Source organism: Fodinicola acaciae, assembly GCF_010993745.1.
In the GTDB taxonomy this organism is placed as follows: domain Bacteria; phylum Actinomycetota; class Actinomycetes; order Mycobacteriales; family HKI-0501; genus Fodinicola; species Fodinicola acaciae.
Genome location: NZ_WOTN01000001.1, coordinates 931,536 through 954,321, shown reverse-complemented (window position 1 = coordinate 954,321; position 22,786 = coordinate 931,536). Strand labels below are relative to the sequence as shown.

General features: G+C 66.4%; 17 protein-coding genes and 2 riboswitches. Of the genes, 7 read left to right on the top strand and 10 right to left on the bottom strand.

The features are described from left to right. Position 1: 1 nt before the first annotated feature. Both GNX95_RS04350 and GNX95_RS04345 read right to left on the bottom strand, forming a co-directional pair. Positions 2-1,042, bottom strand: coding sequence for a ribonucleotide-diphosphate reductase subunit beta (locus GNX95_RS04350; RefSeq protein WP_163505855.1), 1,041 nt, complete (start codon positions 1,040-1,042; stop codon positions 2-4). Between the two features lie 14 nt (positions 1,043-1,056). Then, on the bottom strand, positions 1,057-3,759 hold the full coding sequence (locus tag GNX95_RS04345; protein ID WP_222853383.1) for a ribonucleoside-diphosphate reductase subunit alpha: 2,703 nt from the start codon (positions 3,757-3,759) through the stop codon (positions 1,057-1,059). A gap of 160 nt (positions 3,760-3,919) precedes the next feature. After that, positions 3,920-4,120, bottom strand: a riboswitch (cobalamin riboswitch). Between the two features lie 308 nt (positions 4,121-4,428). Between GNX95_RS04345 and GNX95_RS04340 the strand changes: the two genes are divergently transcribed. Beyond that, positions 4,429-5,667 carry an HNH endonuclease gene (locus GNX95_RS04340; RefSeq protein ID WP_163505853.1) on the top strand — a complete coding sequence of 413 codons (1,239 nt, stop codon included), beginning with the start codon at positions 4,429-4,431 and terminating at the stop codon, positions 5,665-5,667. Positions 5,668-5,875: 208 nt separating this feature from the next. Here the strand turns inward: GNX95_RS04340 and GNX95_RS44180 are convergent, their stop codons facing one another. The 3 genes from GNX95_RS44180 to cobN all read right to left on the bottom strand — a co-directional run bounded on the left by GNX95_RS44180 (position 5,876) and on the right by cobN (position 10,741). Next, a complete protein-coding gene (locus GNX95_RS44180) occupies positions 5,876-6,079 on the bottom strand; it encodes a transposase (RefSeq protein ID WP_425483889.1) in 204 nt (67 codons plus the stop codon). A 500-nt stretch (positions 6,080-6,579) separates the two neighbouring features. After that, positions 6,580-7,056: a hypothetical protein gene (locus GNX95_RS04330; protein WP_163505852.1), complete on the bottom strand. Its 477-nt coding sequence runs from the start codon at positions 7,054-7,056 to the stop codon at positions 6,580-6,582. A gap of 133 nt (positions 7,057-7,189) precedes the next feature. After that, positions 7,190-10,741: a cobaltochelatase subunit CobN gene (gene cobN, locus GNX95_RS04325; RefSeq protein WP_163505851.1), complete on the bottom strand. Its 3,552-nt coding sequence runs from the start codon at positions 10,739-10,741 to the stop codon at positions 7,190-7,192. 36 nt (positions 10,742-10,777) lie between these two features. Beyond that, positions 10,778-10,943: riboswitch (cobalamin riboswitch) on the bottom strand. 58 nt (positions 10,944-11,001) lie between these two features. Here cobN and GNX95_RS04320 point away from each other — a divergent pair. Genes GNX95_RS04320 through GNX95_RS04310 form a run of 3 tightly spaced genes read left to right on the top strand, consistent with a single transcriptional unit; the run spans position 11,002 to position 14,242 of the window. Then, complete coding sequence (locus GNX95_RS04320) at positions 11,002-12,141, top strand: nitrite/sulfite reductase (RefSeq protein ID WP_246281503.1); 1,140 nt, start codon at positions 11,002-11,004, stop codon at positions 12,139-12,141. After that, positions 12,138-12,758, top strand: coding sequence for a precorrin-8X methylmutase (locus tag GNX95_RS04315; RefSeq protein WP_163505850.1), 621 nt, complete (start codon positions 12,138-12,140; stop codon positions 12,756-12,758). Before GNX95_RS04320 ends, GNX95_RS04315 begins: the two co-directional genes overlap by 4 nt. 8 nt (positions 12,759-12,766) lie before the next feature. Beyond that, positions 12,767-14,242, top strand: coding sequence for a precorrin-2 C(20)-methyltransferase (locus GNX95_RS04310; RefSeq protein WP_222853382.1), 1,476 nt, complete (start codon positions 12,767-12,769; stop codon positions 14,240-14,242). On the opposite strand, the gene GNX95_RS04305 is transcribed toward GNX95_RS04310, so the two are convergent. Further along, the gene (locus GNX95_RS04305) at positions 14,217-14,963 is read right to left on the bottom strand and encodes a cobalt-precorrin-6A reductase (RefSeq protein ID WP_222853381.1); all 747 of its coding nucleotides are present in this window, start codon (positions 14,961-14,963) and stop codon (positions 14,217-14,219) included. The genes GNX95_RS04310 and GNX95_RS04305 overlap by 26 nt on opposite strands. Before the next feature lie 2 nt (positions 14,964-14,965). On the opposite strand from GNX95_RS04305, the gene GNX95_RS04300 reads away from it, so the two are divergent. Then, positions 14,966-16,039 carry a cobalt-precorrin-5B (C(1))-methyltransferase gene (locus GNX95_RS04300; RefSeq protein WP_163505848.1) on the top strand — a complete coding sequence of 358 codons (1,074 nt, stop codon included), beginning with the start codon at positions 14,966-14,968 and terminating at the stop codon, positions 16,037-16,039. Here GNX95_RS04300 and cobM read toward each other — a convergent pair. From cobM to GNX95_RS04280, 4 genes are all read right to left on the bottom strand, one after another. Continuing rightward, positions 15,946-16,755, bottom strand: coding sequence for a precorrin-4 C(11)-methyltransferase (cobM, locus tag GNX95_RS04295; protein WP_163505847.1), 810 nt, complete (start codon positions 16,753-16,755; stop codon positions 15,946-15,948). The two genes, GNX95_RS04300 and cobM, sit on opposite strands and share 94 nt — an antisense overlap. After that, positions 16,752-17,951: a precorrin-6y C5,15-methyltransferase (decarboxylating) subunit CbiE gene (cbiE, locus tag GNX95_RS04290; RefSeq protein WP_163505846.1), complete on the bottom strand. Its 1,200-nt coding sequence runs from the start codon at positions 17,949-17,951 to the stop codon at positions 16,752-16,754. Before cbiE ends, cobM begins: the two co-directional genes overlap by 4 nt. A 472-nt stretch (positions 17,952-18,423) precedes the next feature. Then, the gene (locus GNX95_RS04285) at positions 18,424-19,554 is read right to left on the bottom strand and encodes a Gfo/Idh/MocA family protein (protein WP_187369589.1); all 1,131 of its coding nucleotides are present in this window, start codon (positions 19,552-19,554) and stop codon (positions 18,424-18,426) included. Beyond that, complete coding sequence (locus tag GNX95_RS04280) at positions 19,548-20,585, bottom strand: Gfo/Idh/MocA family protein (protein ID WP_163505845.1); 1,038 nt, start codon at positions 20,583-20,585, stop codon at positions 19,548-19,550. The genes GNX95_RS04285 and GNX95_RS04280 overlap by 7 nt, the downstream gene beginning before the upstream one ends. A 124-nt stretch (positions 20,586-20,709) precedes the next feature. Between GNX95_RS04280 and GNX95_RS04275 the strand changes: the two genes are divergently transcribed. Then, the gene (locus GNX95_RS04275; protein ID WP_163505844.1) at positions 20,710-21,852 is read left to right on the top strand and encodes an ROK family transcriptional regulator; all 1,143 of its coding nucleotides are present in this window, start codon (positions 20,710-20,712) and stop codon (positions 21,850-21,852) included. A gap of 10 nt (positions 21,853-21,862) precedes the next feature. Beyond that, positions 21,863-22,780: an N-acetylglucosamine kinase gene (locus GNX95_RS04270; RefSeq protein ID WP_163505843.1), complete on the top strand. Its 918-nt coding sequence runs from the start codon at positions 21,863-21,865 to the stop codon at positions 22,778-22,780. The last annotated feature ends 6 nt before the right edge of the window (positions 22,781-22,786 follow it).

Here is a 22,786-nt window from a genome sequence, read left to right as displayed (position 1 = left end):
GTCAATCCCAGTCGAGCGAACCGCCTGACTGGTATTCGGTCACGCGGGTCTCGAAGAAGTTCTTCTCCTTCGTCAGGTCCATCGCCTCCGACATCCACGGGAACGGGTTGTCGGCCGCGCCGAACACCGGCTTCAGGCCGAGCTGGCCGCACCGCCGGTTGGTGATGAAATGCATGTATTGCTGGCAAAGGTCGGCGTTGATGCCGAGGATGCCGCGCGGCATGGTGTCCCGGCCGTACGCGACCTCCAGCTCACACGCCTCGGCGAGCATCGTGCGCACCTCCCGCTGGAACTCCTCGCTCCACAGGTGCGGGTTCTCGATCCTGATCTGGTTGATCGTGTCGATGCCGAAGTTGAGGTGGATCGACTCGTCGCGCAGGATGTACTGGTACTGCTCGGCGATGCCGACCATCTTGTTGCGCCGGCCGAGCGAGAGGATCTGCGCGAATCCGGTGTAGAACCACATTCCTTCGAAAATCACGTAGAAGGCGACCAGGTCGCGCAGGAAGGCCTGGTCCCTTTCCGGCGTACCGGTGCGAAACTCCGGATCCTCCAGATGCTGCGTGTAGTCCAGGGCCCAGGCCGCCTTGTCGGTGATGGACGGCACCTCGCGATACATGTTGAACAGCTCACCCTCGTCCAGGCCGAGGCTTTCGCAGATGTACTGGAAAGTGTGGGTGTGTACGGCCTCCTCGAAGGCCTGGCGGAGCAGATACTGCCGGCACTCCGGATTGGTAAGGTGGCGATAGACGGCGAGCACGATGTTGTTGGCGACCAGTGACTCCGAGGTCGCGAAGAAGCCGAGGTTTCGTTTGGTCATCAGGCGTTCGTCGGCGGTCAGGCCGGTCGGCGAGCGCCACAGCGCGATGTCGGCCTGCATCGAGACCTCGGTCGGCATCCAGTGGTTGCTGCAGCCGGCCAGGTATTTGTCCCAGGCCCAGGTGTATTTCAGTGGCAGCAGCTGGTTGACGTCGGCACGGCAGTTGATCATCGCCTTGTCGTCGACGCTGACCCTGGCCGCTCCACGGTCGATGGTCGTCATGTCTGCATCTCCTTCTACTGGCAGGCTTCGCAGTCGGGGTCGTCGATCCGGCACGCCTCCACGGCGTTGAGTTTTCCGTCGGTGCCGCGCAACGTGCTCTTCTCGACGTGGGTGGCGCTGGTGGCGCGCAGGTAGTAGGTCGTCTTCAGGCCGCGGATCCACGCGTGCTGATACATCTCGTCCAGTTTTCGGCCGTTCGGCCGTGAAATGTAGAGGTTGAGCGACTGCGACTGGTCGATCCATTTCTGTCGTCGCGCGGCCGCCTCGATCAGCCAGCGGCTGTCGATCTCGAAGGCGGTCGCGTACAACGTCTTCAGGTCGTCGGGCACCCGGTCGATCGGTCCGAGACTGCCGTCGAAGAACTTCAGGTCGCTGACCATCACCTCGTCCCACAGGCCGCGTGCCTTCAGGTCGCGGACCAACGCGGCGTTGACCACGATGAAGTCGCCGGACATGTTGGACTTCACATACAGGTTGCGGTAAAGCGGTTCGATCGACTGGCCGACGCCGCAGATGTTGGCGATCGTCGCGGTCGGCGCGATGGCCATGACGTTGGAGTTACGCATGCCCGCCTTGACGCGCGTACGCAGGCCTTCCCAGTGCAGCGTCCGCGATCGGTCGACGTCGAGATCACCACCGCGCGAGGCGGCCAGCAACTCGATCGAGTCGATCGGCAGGATTCCTTTGCTCCACAGCGATCCCTCGTACGACTGGTAGCTGCCACGTTCCTCGGCGAGCTCTGTCGACGCGGCGATCGCGTGGTAGCTGATCGCCTCCATGCTGCGATCGGCGAACTCGACGGCCTGCGCCGACTCCATCGGAATGCGCTGGACGAAAAGTGCGTCGGTGAACCCCATCAGGCCGAGGCCGACCGGCCGGTGCCGCAGGTTGGAGTCGCGCGCCTCCGCAATGGTGTAGAAATTCACGTCGATGACGTTGTCGAGCATCCGTACGGCGGTGCGTACGGTCCGCGCCAACCGGTCGTGGTCGATGCCGTCCCTGCTCACGTGCTGGGCCAGGTTGACCGAGCCGAGGTTGCAGACGGCCACCTCGTCCACCGCCGTGTTGAGCGTGATTTCGGTGCACAGGTTGGACGAATGCACGACACCGGCATGCTGCTGAGGCGACCGCACATTGCACGGATCCTTGAAGGTGATCCACGGATGACCGGTCTCGAACAGCATCGTGAGCATCCGGCGCCAGAGATCTTTGGCTTTCACCCTGCGGAAGACGGCGATCTCGTCGCGGTCGGCGGCTTCTTCGTACACCTTGTACGCCTCGTCGAACTCCTGGCCGTACTTGTCGTGCAAATCCGGCACCTCGTCCGGTGAGAACAGCGTCCAGTCGGCATCCGCGCGTACGCGCCGGATGAACTCGTCGGGGACCCAGTTGGCGGTGTTCATGTCGTGCGTACGGCGCCGGTCGTCACCGGTGTTCTTGCGCAGATCGAGGAACTCCTCGATGTCGATGTGCCAGGTCTCCAGATATGCGCAGACCGCACCCTTGCGTTTTCCGCCCTGGTTGACGGCAACCGCCGTGTCGTTGGCGATTTTCAGGAACGGCACCACACCCTGCGACTCGCCGTTCGTACCGCGGATGTGCGCGCCGATGCCGCGCACCGGCGTCCAGTCGTTGCCGAGTCCGCCGGCGTACTTGGACAGCAACGCGTTGTTCCTGATGCCATGGAAAATGCTGCTCAGATCGTCTTCCACCGTGGTGAGGAAACACGACGACAGCTGCGGCCGGGTCGTACCAGCGTTGAAAAGCGTCGGCGTCGAGCACATGAAGTCGAACGACGACAACAGATCGTAGAACTCGATCGCACGGTCGTCAGGCTGCACCTCGCGCAGCGCGAGCCCCATCGCCACTCGCATGAAAAACGCCTGCGGCAGCTCGTAACGCGTGCCGCGACTGTGCAGCAGATAGCGGTCGTAGAGTGTCTGCAGGCCGAGAAACTGGAAGAGCAGGTCCCGGTCCGCGTCCAACGCCGAGCCAAGCCTGGCCAGGTCGAACCTTTTCAGAGCGGGATCGAGCTGGCCGAGTTCAATGCCGCGCTCGACGTATTTTTGGAAGTATGTGGCGTATCCACCGGTGATCTCGCCGTGGCTCGCGGTCGACGGCCTCCCGTCGATGAAGCTGAGTGCCTCGGCGCGCAGGTTGTCGAGGAGCAGTCGCGCGCTGACGTACGAATACTCCGGATCTGTCTCGACGAGCGTACGCGCCGCCATCAACGGCGCGAGCGCGAGCTCGGCGGCGGTGATGCCGTCGTACAGGTTTCGCCTGGTTTCCTGGAGAACCAGCTCCGCGGACACCGAGTCCAGGCCGGCGCAGGCCTCCTTGACCACCAGCGTGAGCCGCTCGATGTCCGGATGCCTGACCGCGATCTCCGGCGCCTTCTCTCGCGCTTTCGCGTGCTGCTCGCGATAAAGCACGTATGCGCGTGCCACTTTGTGGTGCTCACCGCGCATCAACGCGAGCTCCACCTGATCCTGGATCTGCTCGATGTGCACTGGACGATCTGGACCGGCGTCGCGCGACAACGCCGCCTCGACCTGGCCGGTCAGCCCGGCGACCAGCTCGCGTACCCGGCTGGAGGTTGCCGCGTCCGCGCCTTCCACGGCGAGGAATGCCTTGCTCAGCGCGACCGAGATTTTGCTGGCATCAAAGGCGGAGGTCTCACCGTTGCGGCGGACCACCGTGATGCTGGGTTTGGACATGCGTGTTCTCCACGGCGGTAAAATGAGCATGCGGCGGCACACTCATGACGACAGAGATCATTTCCGGCGTTTCCCGGCGACAAGGGAAAACAGCCGATCGCTAATCGGGCGTGAAAACGGCACGCGACATGACGGCTCCTCCTCGTGAGCTCAGGACAGGGTCGTACGCACGCCGATGGCAGGTCTTCGGACTCGGGGGCACCGTTGGCCTACTGACCGTCGCTTCCCAGGTTTGTCACCCAGTGCTGATGACGGCGGTCGTTCCCCCTCACCGCTGCGGGACAGTCCCGGACTCGCACCGGGTTCCCTGTTGCCACCCCCCGACTGGCCGCCGGGGTGAACCACCAACGCGCCTGACACTACATCTTGGGGTCGAGTCGTGGTTGAACCAGCCTATGTCGGCGTGTCGACCCAAGATGCGTCTGGACGCACGGCGACCGATCGGCTTCCGGCGCCAACTGTCAAGCCGGAGTGCGGCAGATGCTTGGCGTGTTGAGCCTGGCTACCGGCCAGAGCTGCGTGTCATCTGCGGACCGTTGTCGACCAACGGTGCTTGGTGCGGAGCGCTCGTACGCACACGTTGGACTTTTCGCTTGTAGCGAAGAAAACATTGTCCACAGATGTGTGTGGTGGCGTGGTTTTGTCGGTGTGGCCGGTATTATTGGAGGCATGACCACTCCTTCCGCCACCACCGCGCCAGTCGGTGACCCGTGGCCGGAAGAAGACGCGGACGCGCTCGCGGCGATGCTGCGCGAGGCGGAGCGGGAGTATCGCAAGGCCGCGGCGCGGGTGTTGAATATCGTGAAGGCGATTGAGCACAAAGAGGCGTACGAGCAGCTGCAGGCCAAGAATATCCAGCAGCTGTTGGAAGACCAGTTGTTGCTCTCCCCGACCGAGGCCAGTCGCCGGGTGCAGCGCGCTCGCGCGTTCTGCCCGGGCATGGCGTTGACCGGTGAGATGTTGGCGCCGAAGCTGGACCTCGCCGCCCAGGCCATGCGCCGCGGCGATCTGGCCGACTCGCAGTTGGACGCGATCCGTACGGTGATCACGAGGTTGCCGGCGCACGTGGACTTCCAGCAGCGGCGTGAAGCCGAGGCTGCGATGGTCGAGGGCGCCAAGCACATGGACGCCGGTCGGCTCTATCGGCTCGGCACCCGGCTGCACGCCTACCTCGATCCCGACGGCGCCGCACCATCAGACAAAGAAACCGCGAAGCCGCGCCGGGAGTTGCATCTGCACACCGGTCGCGACGGCCGCCTCGCGTTGCGCGGCATCCTGGACGCGGAGACCGGTTGTCTGTTGCAGGACGTGTTGTCGCCGTTGGCCAAACCAGAGGGCGAGGACGGCAAGCCGGATCCTCGATCGGCGGCCCAGCGCAACGGTGACGCGCTGGCCGACATTCTCAATCTCGTGGCTGATACCGGGAAGTTGCCGATCCAGGGCGGCGAGCGGCCGCACCTGATGGTGACGATCTCCTGGGAGATGCTGCGCGACTGCCTGGGTGTGGCGCGCGCGTACGAAGGCCTGACCATCAGCCCGGAAACCGCCCGCCGGCTGGCCTGCGACGCGGACATTATTCCGGTCATCCTCAATTCCGAAGGCGTCTCGCTGGATGTCGGCCGCAAGGAGCGCCTGGCCGGTCCAGAGCTGCGGAAAGCGTTGATCGCCCGGGACAAAGGTTGTACGCGGCCGGTCCGGCATACGAGAGCGCATCACATTGTGTCGTGGGTCGATGGTGGCACCACGTGCCTGGAAAATTGCGTGTTGCTCTGCGACCGGCACCACCGCGAAATTCACCATACCGACTGGACCGTACGGATGAACAACGGCCACCCCGAGTTCATCCCACCACTCGATGTGGACTACGAGCAAAAGCCGCTCCGAAACACCTACCACCTGTACGGCTGAACCGAACAGGTGGACCACCAACCAACAACACAAACGCTCGCTCCCCGCCCCAGCAACCAGAAAGCCGAGACGATGGCCAAGCGCGTGGTTGCGTCTTCGCGGCGTGCCACGAGTGCGAATGTGTTGACGGGTCGATCGCGGACTCTCGTGAGCCAGGATTCTGTGGGAAGCCGAGTGATTCGGGCGATGGGTGCCCGTAGCCGCGCCGCTAGATGAGCCGGATCTTGCCGTTGATTCCTTCCAAGCGGGAGTTGGATACGCCTCGGGTGATGGCGACGATGATTCCGTCGACGTGTCGTTTGATGCATTTGACGAGAGCGAGCGCCTCTGGGAGGCGACAGCCCATCTCGCTGGCGCACCACGTCTTAGGTATGCTGCGGCGTTTCCGGGCGGCGGCACGCTGCGGTAGAATTCTGGTTTGTGGTCATCAAGGTTTTACTGGCTGGCGCGGAGCGCGGACCGCAGCCGCCGCCATTGAGCGATCCTGGCTGACCCAGGCGACTCGGCTGGCTTCTCGACGCCGATCCGTCGCAGCCCATCGAACCGGGAATCGGTGAGATGCCGTCACGGCTCGTGAGGATGTCAGGAGTCGCACCGGCGGCATCAACAGGTCCTTCGACCAGGCGTGCAGCCGATGGCGTTTGCGCGCGTACGAGCGGAAATGCCAAGCAATGATCGAATCCCTTAGCGAACACGGCACGCAGCGTTTCACGGTTGCCGTTGCAGACGACAGTCCGGCGGACAAGCCGGCTGAGCGTCCGTCTTGTCGGCCGCACCAACGACAGCCAACGTGGCAGATCAAGTCCGACGATCAGATCGACGAATGAAAGCGGGCTATCCAGCCACGAGCGTACGCCGAGTCGAGTCCGTCCATGTCCGCCTTATCGGAGATCGGTTGACTCTGACACGATGTCATGGTCTGAGATGAGGTCGCCATGTTGAGTATCGGGGACACTTGTGCGCGGCGATGCTGGACGACAACGTGTCGCTGGCGGAGTTGCGCGGCATGCTACGACTTCGCCAGGCGGAGCTCGAACAACGCATCCAGGCCCACACCGGCCGGCTCGCGGAGGTGGCGCGGCGACTCCGATCGATCGAGACGGGATTGATCGTGACCAACGACACTCTGAAATCGCATCGCTGCCGGCGCAACGGATCGCGCAGGTCCGCGCTGAAGTCAACGACATCAGCGAGATCGGCGCCACCGTCGACATCCTGCTCCGGAAAATCCCCAAAGACGAACCGATCACCATTCGCACCTTCTATGGTCGTCTGGACGGCTCGAAAATCGACGTAGCCGTTGGGATCCCGCTCACCGATCACGCAGAGCCAGTCGATGGCCTGGACATCGTCGGAATTGCCGGCGGAGGAACGTGCCGCGACCGTCATTTACCGCGGCCCGCGAGAGGACATCGCCGACGGTTGACATCGCTCTGGAGAAACAGGGCCTGGAATCATACGGCCTTTATCGACAGATCGATCGCGACGGCATCGTCGAGCGGCAATGCCCGGTCCGTGAAGCCTAACGGTCCTCCAGGTCGCCTTCGGTCTCCAGGTAGATCTGTTGCAAGGCACGAAGAGTCGCCGGATCCGGCTCACGCCAGAGCTGCCGGTCCGCCGCCTCCAACAGCCGCTCGGCGATGCCGTGCAGGGCCCACGGGTTGGACTCGTTGAGGAATTTCCGGTTTTCCGGGTCGAGCGCGTACGTCGAGGCCAACTGCTCATACATCCAGTCCGGCACGACATCGGCGGTCGCGTCGTAGCCAAACAGATAGTCGACGGTCGCGGCCAGCTCGAACGCGCCTTTGTAGCCGTGCCGGCGCATCGCGGCGATCCAACGCGGATTCACCACACGTGAGCGGAAAATCCGTGCTGTCTCCTCGGTGAGCGACCGGGTGCGTACGGACTCCGGACGCGTGCTGTCACCGATGTAGGCGGCCGGAGCCTCGCCGGTCAGTGCGCGTACGGTGGCGATCATGCCGCCGTGATACTGGAAATAGTCGTCGGAGTCGGCGATGTCGTGCTCGCGCGTGTCGGTGTTTTTCGCCGCGATGGCGATCCGCCGGTACGCCGTGCGCATCGCGTCGCGCGCAGGCGCACCGTCCAGGTCGCGACCGTACGCGAATCCGCCCCAGGTCTGGTAAACATCGGCCAGGTCGGCGTTGTCGCGCCAGTTGCGGCTGTCGATCAGCGGCAGCAGACCGGCGCCATATGTGCCGGGTTTCGAGCCGAAGACTCGCAGGGTCGCCTGCCGCCGGTCGCCGTGCTCGGCCTCGTCGGCTCGTACGTGCGCGCGCACGAAGTTGTCCTCGTCCGCCTCGTCCAGGCCGGCGACCAACGTCACCGCGTCGTCCAACATTGCCACGACATGCGGAAAAGCGTCGCGGAAGAAGCCGCTGATGCGTACGGTCACATCGATCCGCGGCCGTCCCAGCTCGGCCACCTCGATCGGCGCCAAGCCGGTCACCCGGCGCGACGCGTCGTCCCAGTCCGGTCGTACGCCCAACAGAGCCAAAACCTCGGCGATGTCGTCACCGGCCGTCCGCATCGCACTGGTCCCCCACACCGACAGGCCGACCGAACGTGGCCATTCGCCGGTGTCCTCCCGATAACGCGCGAGCAGCGACTCAGCAAGCGACCGGCCGGTCTCCCAGGCGAGCCGGCTCGGCACCGCTTTCGGATCGACCGAATAGAAGTTGCGACCGGTTGGCAGCACGTTCACCAGGCCGCGCAGCGGCGATCCGCTCGGACCGGCAGGCACATAGCCGCCGTCGAGCGCGTGCAGGACGGCCGACATCTCGTCGGTCGTGCGGTCCAGCCGCGGCACGATTTCGGTTGCCGCGAAGGTCAGAATCCGCTCGACAGTGTCGTTGGAAACACCGAGAACATCGCGTACGACCTCGTCCGCCGCGGTCCAGCCGGCGGCCTCCATCCGCTCGACCAGCGACCGTGCCGTTGCCTCATGATCGTCCACAGTGGACAGTGAAGCGCCGTCGGTGAGACCGAGGGCTTCGCGCAGGCCAGGTAGCGCGTGGCGGCCGCCCCACAGCTGTCGTGCGCGCAACATGGCCAGCACCAGGTTGACCCGCGCCGCACCGATCGGCGCTTCGCCGAGAATGTGCAGGCCGTCACGGATCTGCGCGTCCTTCACCTCGCAGAGCCAGCCGTCGACGTGCAGCAGAAAATCGTCAAACTCCGCGTCATGCGGCCGGTCGTCCAGACCCAGATCGTGGTCCAGCTTGGCCGCCTGGATCAGCGTCCAGATCTGCGCGCGGATGGCCGGCAGCTTGGCCGGATCCATTGCCGCGATGTTGGCGTGTTCGTCGAGAAGTTGCTCCAGGCGGGCCAGATCGCCGTAGCTGTCGGCACGTGCCATCGGCGGCACCAGATGGTCGATCAACGTCGCGTGTGCGCGGCGCTTCGCCTGCGTACCTTCACCGGGATCGTTGACCAGGAAAGGATAAACCAGCGGCAGGTTGCCCAAAGCGGCGTCCGGGCCGCAGGAGGCGGACATGCCGACCGTCTTTCCCGGCAGCCATTCGAGGTTTCCGTGCTTGCCGACGTGGACCACCGCGTGCGCACCGAAATCCTCGGCCAGCCAGTGGTAGGCGGCCAGATAGTGGTGCGTTGGCGGCAGGTCGGGATCATGGTAGATCGCGATGGGGTTCGCGCCGAATCCGCGCGGAGGTTGCACCATCACCACGACGTTTCCACCGCGCAGGCCGGCAAGCACGATGTCGCCATTGTCGACGTACAACTGACCTGGCGGCGGTCCCCAGTGCTCTTCCATGCTCTGTCGCAGATCCGGCGGAAGCGTGTCGTAGAACGCGCGGTATTTCGCCGTGGAGATCCGGATCGGGTTGCCGGACAGTTGCTCGTCGGTCAACCACTCCGGATCCTGGCCGCCGGCCTCCACCAGCGCGTGCATCAGCGCGTCTCCGTCCTGCGCGGCCACACCGGGAAGATCTCCGACGACATAGCCGGCGGACCGCATCTTTTCCAGCAGCCGTACGACGCTAGCCGGCGTGTCCAGTCCGACCGCGTTGCCGATCCGGGAATGCTTGGTCGGATACGCCGACAACATCAGGACGATCCGGCGGTCAGCCGCGGCGACGTGCCGCAGCCGGCCATGCGCGACCGCGATCCCGGCGACGCGAGCGGCCCGCTCCGGATCGGCGACATAGCGCGTCAGGCCGTCGGAATCGGTCTCCTTGAACGAAAACGGTACGGTGATCAGTCGGCCGTCGAACTCCGGCACGGCCACCTGCGTGGCCACGTCCATCGGCGACAGGCCGTTGTCGTTGTCAGACCAGGTGTTCCGGTCGCTGGTCAGGCACAGTCCCTGCAGGATCGGGACATCCAGCTCGGCCAGTGCGCCGACATCCCACGCATCGTCGTCACCGCCGGCGGTGGCCGCCGCCGGTGTCGTGCCGCCGGCTGCCAACACGGTCACCACCAGCGCGTCGACTTTTCCCAGTCTGGCCAGCATTTCCGCTGGCGCCGTACGCAGAGACGCGCAGAACACGGGCAAGGTCTCACCGCCGGCCGCCTCGATGGCCGCGCATAGGGCTTCCACGAAAGCCGTGTTGCCAGCCACATGATGAGCGCGGTAGTAGAGCACGCCGACAACCGGACCGCTGCCAGTGCTCGTACGCTCCAACTCACCCCACAGCGGCATCGGTTCCGGAGCCGCGAAGCCGAAACCGGTCAACAACACCGTGTCGGACAGGAATGCATACAGATGCGCCAGATTCGCGGGTCCGCCATGCGCGAGATAGGCGTGCGCCTCGGCCGCGACGCCGATCGGCACGGTCGACAACTCCATCAGCTCGGCGTCCGGCAACTGTTCGCCGCTCAACACGACCAACGGAATGCCTTTGGCCAGCAGCGCATCCAGGCCGTCCTGCCAGGCACGGCGGCCACCGAGAACGCGCACCACGGCGAGGTCGATGTTTTCCAGCAGTCGCGGCAGATCGGCCACGTCCGTACGCGCCGGGTTGGCCAGCCGGAAATTCGCACCGCTCGCGCGGGCCGACAGCAGGTCGGTGTCCGACGTCGACAGCAGCAGGATCATGCCTGTGCATCCTCTCCTCCGGAGTCCGCGCTCCGGGGTCGTGGCACGACGACGGCGAGTGTTCTGGCTCCCGGATCACCGCTCACCCCGCGCCTTCCAGCCGTGTCGGCCGTGGCGTGTCGCGGGGGTCGCTTCCCGGTCACAGTGGCGGGACCGCGCCGGATTCGCACCGGCTTCCTGCACCGTCATCGCTGTTCAGTTGGCAGCCCCACTCTAAGGCAGGTCTGGTCAAACGCGAAACGGCAAGTAGTATCCGGCGGGTGACGACATCCGTGCAGCGTGAGGCAGCCGACCGCTGTCCCGGAGCGCTGCGCGTGCATCCCGCCGCCGATGGCGGGCTGGCGCGCGTACGCCTTCCGGGTGGCGCGCTGACCGCCGCCCAACTCGCGATATTGCGGACGGCGTCCCAAGAACTCGGCGACGGCACACTCGAGCTGACCTCCCGCGCCAACATCCAGATCAGGGCTTTGCCGGCAGGCGCGGAAATCGATTTGGCACACCGACTGGCGGCGGCCGGACTGCTTCCGTCGGCCACGCATGAGCGGATACGCAACATCATCGCGTCGCCACTCAGCGGTCGTTCCGGTGGGCTGCTCGACGTACATCCGCTGGTCGCGGCGATCGATTCAGCGCTGGTGGACACGCCGTCGCTGGCGGCGCTGCCGGGTCGTTTCCTGGTCGTCGTCGACGACGGTCGAGGCGACGTGATCGGCCTGGCCGGTGATATTGGTCTCATCGCGACGAAATCCGCCGGTTTCGCGCTGGTCCTCGCCGGCCAGGACACCGGAATCCGGGTGCCAGCGGGAGATGCCGCCGCCACCGTACGCGCGACCGCCGAAGCATTTCTCGCCGAGCGCGTCGCCCAGGAATCGACTGCCTGGCGACTGGCCGAGTTGACCGACGGTCCCGCGAACGTCGCTCGGCGCCTCGCGCTAAGGGCCGGTGGCGAGATCAGCGCGTACGCGTCGGCAAAACCGACAACCGTCGGCCGGGATCCGCTCGTCGTCGGTGTGCCGCTCGGCCGGCTCACCGCGAACCAGGCTGCCGCGATGACCGTGGACGTACGAATAACGCCGTGGCGCAGCATTTTCGTTCCTGGCGGAGATGCCGAGGCTTTGCTGGCCGCTGGCCTGATCGTCGATCCCGACTCGGCGTGGATCGGTGTCACGTCATGTGCCGGTCGGCCGCGATGCGCGAGCGCGCTGGCAGACGTACGCGCCGACGCCGCACTTTCCGTCTCACATCTGACATCTGGCCGCCCCGTTCACTGGTCGGGTTGCGGACGCCGATGTGGCCGGCCAGCCGGCGACGCGATCGACATCGTCGCGACACCGGACGGATACCAGGTCGACGGCCGGCTGACCGCGTCGCCGGTCCAGGTTGTGAGAGGTCTCCGGTGACCGATTATCTCAAGGATGGCGCGGAAATCTATCGCCGGTCCTTCGCGACGATCCGCGCCGAGTCCGATCTCGGCAGGGTGCCACCCGACTTGGAAAAGGTGGCCGTGCGGATGATTCACGCCTGTGGCATGACCGATCTGGTCGACGATCTCGCGTGGTCGTCAGGCGTCGGCGCTATGGCACGTCAGGCTTTGCGAGGCGGCGCACCGATATTGTGTGACGCCGCCATGGTCGCCAGCGGCATCACGCGGCGCCGCTTGCCAGCCGACAACGACATCGTCTGTACGCTGACGGATCCGACAGTCCCCGAGCTGGCGAGGAAACTACGTACGACCAGGAGTGCCGCCGCACTGGAACTGTGGCGCGATCGCCTCGCCGGTGCAGTCGTCGCCATCGGCAACGCACCGACCGCGCTATTTCGGCTGTTGGAAATGGTCGCCGAAGGTGCCGGCACACCAGCCGCCGTTTTCGGCCTGCCGGTGGGATTTGTCGGTGCCGCCGAGTCCAAACGCGCACTGTCCGACAGCGGCCTGGAGTTCGTCGTCGTACACGGTCGTCGCGGCGGCAGCGCGATGGCGGTCGCCGCCATCAACGCAATCGCGAGTGAACAGGAGTGAACACGTCCGTGCCAACAGGACGCCTTTACGGGATCGGGCTCGGCCCCGGTGATCCGGAGCTGGTGACCATCAAGGCGGCGCGGCTGATCGGCGCCGCGGAGGTGATCGCCTATCACAGCGCGCGCCACGGCCGAAGCATCGCACGGCAGGTCGCGGCGCCATACCTACGCGACGACCAGATCGAGGAAGCGCTCGTCTATCCGGTGACAACGGAGAAAACCGATCATCCCGGTGGCTATCAGGGCGCGATCGACGAGTTCTACCAGAAAAGCGCCATGCGGCTGGCCGCTCATCTCGACGCCGGACGGGATGTCGCGCTGCTGTGTGAAGGCGACCCATTTTTCTACGGTTCCTATCTGCACATGCACAAACGACTTGCCGACCGCTATCCGACCGAAATCGTCCCCGGTGTCACTTCGGTGAGCGCGGCGGCCGCCCAGGTCGGCCAGCCGCTCGCGGAGCGCGACGAGGTTTTCACCGTACTGCCGGGAACTCTGCCGCCGGCAGAGCTCGCCAGGCGGCTGGCGGAGACCGACACGGCCGCGGTGATGAAGCTCGGCCGCTCGTTCGAGAGCGTACGGTCCGCGTTCGCCGAGGCCGGGAAACTGGACGAGGCCTGGTATGTGGAGCGCGCCACGACCTCTCGCCAGCGGGTCGCTCCACTGTCCACTGTGGACGCTGCGGACGTGCCGTACTTTTCGGTGGCTCTGCTGCCAAGCTCGCGACGCTCCGACCGACCCGGCTGTGGCGTCACCGTCGTTGGGCTGGGACCAGCCGGCCGGCCTTGGCTGACGCCTGAAGCCGCCACGGCGATCGCTGAAGCCGACGATCTGGTCGGCTATCGGACATATCTCAAGCGGCTGCCGGACAGTCCGCGGCAACGCAAGCATCCCTCGCCCAACCGCGTCGAGGCCGAGCGAGCGGCACTCGCGCTCCGCCTCGCACAGGAAGGCCGCCGCGTCGCTGTCGTCTCCTCGGGTGACCCTGGAGTTTTCGCGATGGCGACGGCGGTTCTGGAGGTCGCGTGCCAGCCGGAATACGTGGACGTGCCGGTCACCGTGCTGCCAGGAGTAACCGCCGCGCAGGCCGTTGCCAGCCGGATCGGCGCACCGCTTGGCCATGACTACTGCGTGATTTCGTTGTCCGACCGGCTCAAACCGTGGTCGGCGATCGAGCGCCGGCTGGCCGCGGCGGCTGAGGCCGACCTGGTGATCGCCATCTACAACCCCGCGTCTCACACTCGCAGGCACCAGCTCGTCGACGCTCGCGATCTTCTGTTGAAGCACCGCGATCCGGACACGCCGGTGGTGATCGGCCGAGATGCCGGCGGCCCGGCCGAAAGCGTACGCGCCGTCCGCCTCGAGGATCTCGATCCGTCCGAAGTGGACATGCGTACGCTGCTGATCGTCGGCTCGTCGCAGACGCGGATGGCCGAACGCGACGGTCGTCAGATCGTCTTCACGCCGCGCCGCTATCCGGAATGACATCGCGCAGCCAATGAACGGCCTCCTGCTCCGACGCCACCGTCTCGACCGGCGGCAGCGGTGGCCTGCGCACCATCACGACCGGGAGACGGCGCTCGCGTGCCGCGACGAGCTTCGCGGCGGTCAGCTCGCCACCGCTGTTCTTGCTGACCAGCACGTCGATTCGATGCTCGCGGAGCAGCGCCAGCTCACCGTCCACTGTGTACGGTCCACGGTCGAGGATCACCGCGCACCGTTTCGGCAATGGAGGCCGCGGCGGATCGACCGTACGCACCAGAAACCAGAAGGCGTCCAGATCGGCGAAGACCGCCAGATCCGTGCGGCCGGTCGTCAGGAAGACGCGCTCTCCCGGCAGGACCGCCGGCACCGCCGCGATGTCGTCGACCCACAGCCAGTCGTCGCCAGGCTGCGGTTGCCAGGGTGGCCTGCGGACGACCACAAAAGGCAGACCGAGCCGCTGCGTCGCCTCGGCGGCGGACGCGGTCATCGTGCTCGCGAATGGATGCGTCGCATCGATGACCGCGTCAATGTCGTTGTCCCGCAACCAAACCGTCAGGCCCTCGACCCCGCCGAAACCGCCGATCCGCACTTTTCCGACCGGCAGCGCTGGATTGCTCACCCGGCCAGCCAGCGACGACACGACGGCATAGCGTTTTTGCAGCAGTGCGGCCAACCGGCGCGCCTCGCCGGTGCCGCCCAGAACCAGGATGCGCGCGGTCACGGATGACCGAGCTGCGTCATGGCTGGACGACCGGCGCGTGTGCGACCGCCGCCGCGACGGCCGCGTACACGGCGCTGCTCACCGGAGATTTCCCAGATTCGGTGCGCATCACGTTGCCGCGCGGACAGCAACCAGCTTTCGCGCTGGCACGTGAGTCGTTGCGACCGGGTGAAGCTTCCGCCGCGATCGTCAAGGATGCCGGCGACGATCCGGACGTGACGCATGGCGCGGTGATCGGTGCGACCGTACGTCCCGGTGGCTCCGGTGTGACTTTTCGCGCGGGTCCTGGTGTCGGCACGGTGACGAAGCCGGGCCTGCCGCTGGACGTTGGCGAGCCGGCGATAAATCCGGTGCCGCGGCGGATGATCCGAGAGCACCTCGGCAAGGTTGCCGCGCTGTATGGCGGCAGCGGCGATGTCGTCGTCGAGGTTTCCGTTGACGACGGCGAGGAAATCGCTCGCCGTACGTGGAATCCGCGGCTCGGCATTCTCGGTGGCCTCTCGATCCTCGGCACGACCGGCATCGTGGTGCCGTATTCCTGCTCGGCCTGGATCGACAGCATCCGCCGCGGCATCGACGTGGCGCGCGCCGCCGGCCGCCGGCATGTCGCGGGTTGCACCGGCAGCACGTCCGAACGCGTCGCCGCCGAGCTTTACCGCCTGCCGGACGATGCGCTGCTGGACATGGGTGATTTCGCCGGTGCCGTGCTGAAATACCTGCGACGGCATCCGGTGCCGCGGCTGACCATCGCCGGCGGCATCGGCAAGCTTTCCAAGCTGGCGGACGGACATCTGGACCTGCATTCCGGCCGTTCGCAGGTCAGTCCGGATTTTCTCGCCACCTTGGTGGCATCGGCCGGTGGCTCGCAGGACTTGGTGGAGCAGGTGCGCGCGGCCAACACCGCGCTCGGCGCACTGCAGATCTGCCAGAAAGCGGGCCTGCCACTTGGAGATCTGGTCGCCGACGGCGCACGTACGGTCGCTCAATCGGTGCTCCGGGAGGCACCGGTCGTGGTCGACGTCGTCGTCATAGACCGCGCCGGAGTCATCGTCGGCCGGTCACGAGCCGCCGAATAGAGGTGGCTGTCGGGAAAGTCTCCGGCCGTGAGGACGCGGCCGACGACGATGACCGCCGTACGACGGATGCCGGCTGCCCGCACCTGGGCCGCGATGTCGGCCAACGTGCCGCGCAGAATGATCTCGTCTGGTCGGCTCGCCATCGCGACGACGGCGACCGGACAGTCTTCGCCGTAATTGGGGACAAGTTCGTCGACCACCTCGCTGATCCGTTGCACCGCAAGGTGAAGGACGATGGTCGACCTGCTTTTGCCAAGCGTGGCAAGGTCTTCGCCCTCCGGCATCGGCGTCGCACGCACCGACGTACGCGTCAGGATGACCGTCTGTCCGACCCCTGGCACGGTCAGTTCGCGTTTCAGTGCGGCAGCCGCGGCGGCGAAGGCGGGCACGCCAGGCACGATCTCGTATGCCACGCCGGCGGCGTCCAACCGGCGTGTTTGTTCGGCAACCGCGCTGAAAACCGACGGGTCACCGGAGTGCAGCCTGGCCACGTCGAGGCCGTCCCGGTCGGCCGCGAGCATGTCCGCGACGATCTCGTCGAGGCTAAGATTGGCCGTGTCGACCAACTTCGCGCCGGCCGGACAATGCGCCAGAAGATCTTCCGGGACGAGACTTCCGGCGTAGAGGCACACCGGCGAGTCTTCGATGTATTTCCGCGCTCTCAAGGTGATCAGGTCGGCGGCGCCAGGACCGGCTCCGATGAATCGGACGGTCACGGCGTCGCCTCTTTCGTCACGATCCATTGTGTCACCGGCAACATCGGCCGCCAGGCGGTGAATCCGCCGAGCGCCCCGGCTCGGCTGATCTCGACGCGGACGAGCTCGCCGCCAATCCGCCCCTGCCACGCCGTGACCAATGTTTCCGACTCGATCGTCACGGCGTTGACAAACAGCCGGCCGCCAGGTTTCAGTGCGTCCCAACACGTCTCGACCATGCCGGCGACCGTCACACCGCCACCGACGAAGATCGCGTCCGGTTTCTCCAGCCCGGCCAACGCATCCGGCGCCTCCGCGCTGACGATCGTCAGCGCTGGCACGCCAAGATTTGCCGCGTTACGGCCAATCCGCGCGACACGCTCGGCATCCCGCTCGACCGCGATGGCGCGACACGTGCGATGGTGGCGCATCCACTCGATCCCGATGCTGCCGGCGCCGGCACCGACATCCCACAGCAGCTGTCCTGGCACCGGCGCCAGCCGCGCGAGCGTGATCGCGCGCAGCTCGCGTTTGGTCAGTTGGCCGTCGGATTCGTACGCGTCGTCCGGCAGCCCCGGCGTACGCGGCAAAAGCGCCGCCTCCGGGGCCGGAACACACGTAATGGCAACGACATTCAGCGCATCGGCGTCATCGGTCCATTTCTCCGCCGTCGCGCGTACGATCCGCTCCTTTTCGGTGCCGAGCCTTTCCAGCACGGCAACCTCACTCGGCCCATAGCCGCGGTCGACCAGCAGCCGAGCGGCTGCGGCAGGCGTCCGTCCGTCGGCGCTGAGCAGGAGAATTCGGCGGCCTGGTTGGACAACCGGATGCAGCGTCTCGACCGGACGACCGACCGCGCTGACCACCTCGACATCCTCGACCGGCCAGCCAAGCCGCGCGCAGGCGAGCGACAGCGACGACAGGTGCGGCAGGACGGTGACGTTTTCCGCACCCAGCAGGCGAACAAGTGTCGCACCGATGCCATGGAACATCGGGTCGCCACTCGCCAACACGCACACCTCGCGGCCGCGATGTTCCTCCATCAATCCCGGCAACGCCGGCAGCATCGGCGACGGCCAGGTGATCTTTCGCGTGCCTGCGTCTGGCAGCAACGCGAGCTGGCGTGCGCTGCCGAGAATGACGTCGGCGCCGCGCACGACCTCGCTGGCCTGGGCCGACAGCCCGTCGGCTCCGACCCCCACCACAGTCAACGGCACGCCGCCTACCCTACGTGAGGACCGGCGAGGCGGTGAACGGCACGGAGAGGACACTCACAACTCTCCGGCGGACGTGCGGCACGGCGACCTGACAATGCAGGTGAGGCGCCTCGGCTGCGTAGTACTTGTTTTACCAAGACATCGAACCGGACATTTATCCCAAGCAGGCAGCCACACCCACCTTACCTGCCTCAACGGTCACACTAGTCACAGCCCCCTGGTGATCGCGGGAGTACGAAAGCCTTGTTTCTTGCGTCCAGCGCTAGTTACTCGCCATTCACACCATCCGCGAACCTCACAAGGCAGACATTTAGCGCTCAACATGCCTTCGGATCCCACATATTGGACTTTCTCTCCACCTACCGGGACGCCAAGGCAACCTCCGGCGCCCCAGCCACACTCTGGTCCGGTTTGTTCGTTCTCCCCCGCCGCGCGCCTGGCCGAGGCGTGGAAAACTCACCTTGCACCTAGGTCATTCCAACGGTAGCTCGAAGGTCGTCGTCAGCTCGACGGCCTGGCCGGTACGCGCGGATTCCTCGGCCATGAGCATGATCTCCAGGACATGCCGGGCATGCCGCACGTTGAGCACCGGTTTTCGGCCGGACAGGACGCAGTCGGCGAGGTGGTCGGCCAGCACGGCCCGGTGCAGGCCGAAAAGCCGCTGTGTCTCGGCCTCGATCTCGCGCAGCGACGGCGTGATCCAACCGCCGAGTCCGGGCAGCGCGTCCAACTGGAAGACCTCCAGCGGCGGTCCGTCGCCGCCGTACGGCGCGCCGGCGATGTTGATCGTGCCGGCCCGGCCGAAGATCTCGACTTTCGGGCCGCGCGCGGCATTCACGTTGAAGGTGCCGTCGACGACAGCGAAGGTCGACTGGCCGAAATCGAGCATCATCAACACGTTGTCGTCGGCGGTGACCTCGATTTCCTTGCCTTTGTACGGGCCGCCGCGCACCGTCCGCACCGGCTCGGTGATGCCGGCGAACGCGACGACGCGTTTCGCCGGCCCCAGCAGCGCGGTGATCTCGTGGATGCCGTAGACCCCCATGTCGTAGAGCGGACCGGATCCTTTCTGGTAGAACCAGGTCGGGTCGAGCGGCCACGCGCCTGCCGCCGGACCACCGTGTGACGATCTGACCCGGGCGAACGCGACTTTTCCGATCGCACCGTCGCGGATCAGCCGTCGAGCGGCCAGCCGGTCCGGATAGAGGATGTTGAACGGCGCGCAGACGACGATCAGGCCGTTTTCCTCCGCCAGAGCGCACATCCGGTCCGCATCGGCCATCGTGGTGGCCAGTGGTTTCTCGGTCGCCAGGTGCTTTCCGGCGGACAGGATGCGAATGCAGGTGTCGCCGTGCACCGGGATCGGCGTCAGGTTGACCACGGCGTCGATCTCGGCGCCGTCGAGCATCTCGTCCAGATCGGCGAAAACCTGGGGAATGCCGTACGACGTGGCCACCGACTGTGCGCGATCTTTGTCGACATCCGCGATGGCGACGGCAGCGGCCTTGTCGGAAATCTGTGGCAGGTAAGGCAACAGGCCGATCCCCGAGGTCGCGATCGTGCCGGCACCAAGGATGCCCAGCCGCAGCGGCGCGGTCACCATGGCGCCACCTCCGGCGTGGCGTGCTGTCCGGTCCGAACGGCGTCGTAGAAAGCGAGGCAGGCGGCCAAATTGCGCCAGCCGTCGGCCACGGTCGCGATCGGCTCGGCCTCCTCGCGGATCACCGCGACCCAGTGGTCGATGTCGGCGGCCTGGTCGTGGCCGGCCGGCGTGGCGGTCTGGATCCATCCTTGGAACGGCGGAAAATCCGCCAGGACGTGCGTACGTTTCTCGATGCCGTCGACCCGCACGGCGCCCTCGCTGCCGACGTACGTGCCGCTCATCTGAAATCCACCGTCAGGCGCCGTCCAGGTGTCCTCCAGCGTGGCGATCGCGCCACCGGAGAATGTCACGACCGCCACACCGATATCCTCGACCGGCAGGTCCGGATGCCTGACGTTGCCGACGGTTCCGGTGATCGAGACGACTTCTTCGCCCAGCAGCCAACGCAACGTGTCGAGCTGATAGACGGAGTGGTCGATCCACGCGCCGCCGACCGTACGCGCCGGATCGGCGAACCAGCCAGGATCGGGATCGTCCGGCCAGCGCCGCGGCAGACCGGCCCAGATCGTCTGCGTCGCGCTGGCCAGCCGGCCGAGCCGGCCCTGTTCGACCCAGCTTTTCAGGAACTGGCTGCGCGGCCCGAGCCGTTGCCGTGACTCCGCCGGCAGAAAACACACGCCAGCCGAGCGTACGGCATCCACGACGGCGGTGGCGTCGGCGAGCGTACGCGCCATCGGTTTGGTGGAGATGATGTGCTTTCCGGCCGCTGCCGCCGCCTGGCAGACCTCGGCATTGCGGTCAGGACTGAGAAAACTCAGCACCGCGTCGACACCCGGGTCCTCCACCAAGGCGGCCCACTGCGTCTCGACGCGGTCGACACCGCACCGCCGCGCGACCTCGGCGGCGCGTTCCGGCTCCGCGTCGGCGATGCCGACCAGCCTGACGGTGTCTCTGGCCGCGACGCCTTCGGCCAGCGGAATCGCCGAATACCAGTGGTCCAGTCCGACGAGCGCAACCCGGATGACGGCCACGAAACGCCTCCTTAGAGCCTCGAATGTTTTGCAACCTAACAAAGTGGTTCTGCCCTCACAAGGCCGGTCGGACGACTTTGCGGTTTACTGGTCCTCCGTGTCCGCATCTGGAAAGGCCAGCAGGATGGCACAGTCAGTCGGTCGGCTCGACCTGCCGGAGAGCGCTCGCGCCGTTTTGCGTGCGCTGGTCACCGATGGACCGGCCACCCGGCCGCAGCTCGGCCAGTCGCTTGACCTGTCCCGGCCGACGATGTCGGTGGCGATCGCCGAGCTGGCCAGGCTCGGCCTGGTGGCCGAGCTGGGGTCCACACAAGGTGCGACCGGCCGCAGCGCGGTCCTCTACTCGGTGGCGCCGAGCGCCGGTCACGTGCTCGGCGTCGAGGTCGCGTCGACGCGCGTACGCGTCGCGGCGCACTCGATGGACGGCACCCAACTTTCCTCGCGTGAGGAGAAAATGTCGCCACGCCGGCGACGCGTGACCACGTCGGCGACCGCGATAGCCCTGGAATTGACCAAAAAGGTACGCGCAGATGTCGGCAACCGCGCCGGCCCGTTGCGGGACGTCGTGGTCGCGGCTCCGACGAAGCCGACCGACGACGCTGCCAGCATGAGCATCGACGGTGCCGAACTCCGCGCACTGCCGGTGCCGCCGGAAGTGCCGGTGGTCGTGGAAAACAACGTCAACTGCGCGGCCATCGCCGAGCATCGGATCGGCGTCGCACGCGGTCAGCGCACGTTCGCGTATCTGCAGGTCGGCGTGAAGATCGGCGTCGGCATCGTGATCGACGGCAAGCTCCTGCACGGCGCCCACGGAGCCGCCGGCGAGGTGGCGATGCTGCCGTTTCCGTGGAGCGAGAGGGAAAGTCCGCGACACGCCGGCCTGGAGACCCATCTCGGGTCGGACGCGCTGATGCGGCGCTGCGCGGCCAGCTGGCCAGCTTCGGCAGGCGCGGCGCCGAAAGACGCCGAAGCGCTGTTCACCGCGGCCGTCCGCGGTGACCTCGCGGCCCGCCGCGTCGTCGACCAGCACGCCCGTGACATCGGTCGGCTCGCCGTGGCGGTCCTCGGCGTCATCGACCCCGGTCTGGTCGTGCTTGGCGGCGGTGTCGGCCAAAACCAGCTCGTGCTGCCCGAAGTCCACCGTACGCTGCGCGAGCTGGCCTGGGACACCGAAGTCACGGTCGGCGCGCTCGGCCACAGCGCGACCGTGCTCGGCGCCGTACACATCGCCATCGCGCGTGCGCTCGACCGGATGCTGTTGCCGTGACCCAGGCAGTTTGTTAGCCTCCAAAACATTCGGGAGGAGGCTGGCCATCACCGTCATCGGCATCGACATCGGCGCGACCAAGACGCACCTCGCGACTGGCAGCGGTGACGTGGTGACCGACGAGCGGGTGGTGCGTACGTCGACCTGGCGCCGACGTTCCCCGGTCGAGGACGCGACCGCACTGGCCCGGCTCGTCACCGAGAGTTTCGGCTCGGAAGCGACGAAAAACGCGATCGCCGTCGGCGCGCACGGCTGTGACACGACCGAGCAATGTCTCGATCTCCAGCGGCAACTACGGACGCGTGTCACCGGTCCGGTGCGGGTCGTCAACGACGCCGAACTGATGCCGGCGGCGATGCAAGTGCCTCATGCGATCGGTGTTGTCTGCGGCACGGGTTCGATCGCCGTCGTACGCGACGCGGCCGACCAGCTGGTGATCGCCGGCGGCTGGGGATGGGTTCTCGGCGACGAGGGCAGCGCCTCCGGCCTCGTCCGAGAGGCGGTCCGCGCGGTGCTCGCCGACCTCGACACCGGCGAGACGAGCGATCCACTCACCCACCGGCTGCTGGCCAGTTTCGCGGTGGACAACGGACCGGAGCTCGCGATGGCCCTCACCCACGCCAACTCCGCCGACGTCTGGGGAAGCTATGCCGGCGAGGTTTTCGCCGCGGCGCGGGAAGGATCGGTCATCGCGGCGGCCACCATCGCCGATGGTGGACGGCAGCTGGCGGCGGTCGTACGCCGCCTGGTCGACCGCGGCATCCCCGCCACTGCGGTGGTCGCCGGCGGCAGCGTCATCCAAACGCAGCCGGAGCTGCGTGAGGCTTTCCTGAGCACGTTGGAGAAACTCTGTCCGCGGCTCACCGCGTACGTCCTCGACCGGCCGCCGGTGGTCGGCGCACTCGCCATCGCGTCCGGTCTAGCCTGAGGAGTC

Bases quoted from the DNA above. Each gene is read 5' to 3' on its own strand.
- cobN (WP_163505851.1), bottom strand. From the start codon at position 10,741: ATGATCCTGCTGCTGTCGACGTCGGACACCGACCTGCTGTCGGCCCGC.
- GNX95_RS04350 (WP_163505855.1), bottom strand. From the start codon at position 1,042: ATGACGACCATCGACCGTGGAGCGGCCAGGGTCAGCGTCGACGACAAG.
- GNX95_RS04340 (WP_163505853.1), top strand. From the start codon at position 4,429: ATGACCACTCCTTCCGCCACCACCGCGCCAGTCGGTGACCCGTGGCCG.
- GNX95_RS04300 (WP_163505848.1), top strand. From the start codon at position 14,966: ATGACCGAGCTGCGTCATGGCTGGACGACCGGCGCGTGTGCGACCGCC.
- GNX95_RS04285 (WP_187369589.1), bottom strand. From the start codon at position 19,554: ATGGTGACCGCGCCGCTGCGGCTGGGCATCCTTGGTGCCGGCACGATC.
- GNX95_RS04275 (WP_163505844.1), top strand. From the start codon at position 20,710: ATGGCACAGTCAGTCGGTCGGCTCGACCTGCCGGAGAGCGCTCGCGCC.
- GNX95_RS04330 (WP_163505852.1), bottom strand. From the start codon at position 7,056: ATGACGGTCGCGGCACGTTCCTCCGCCGGCAATTCCGACGATGTCCAG.
- GNX95_RS04345 (WP_222853383.1), bottom strand. From the start codon at position 3,759: ATGTCCAAACCCAGCATCACGGTGGTCCGCCGCAACGGTGAGACCTCC.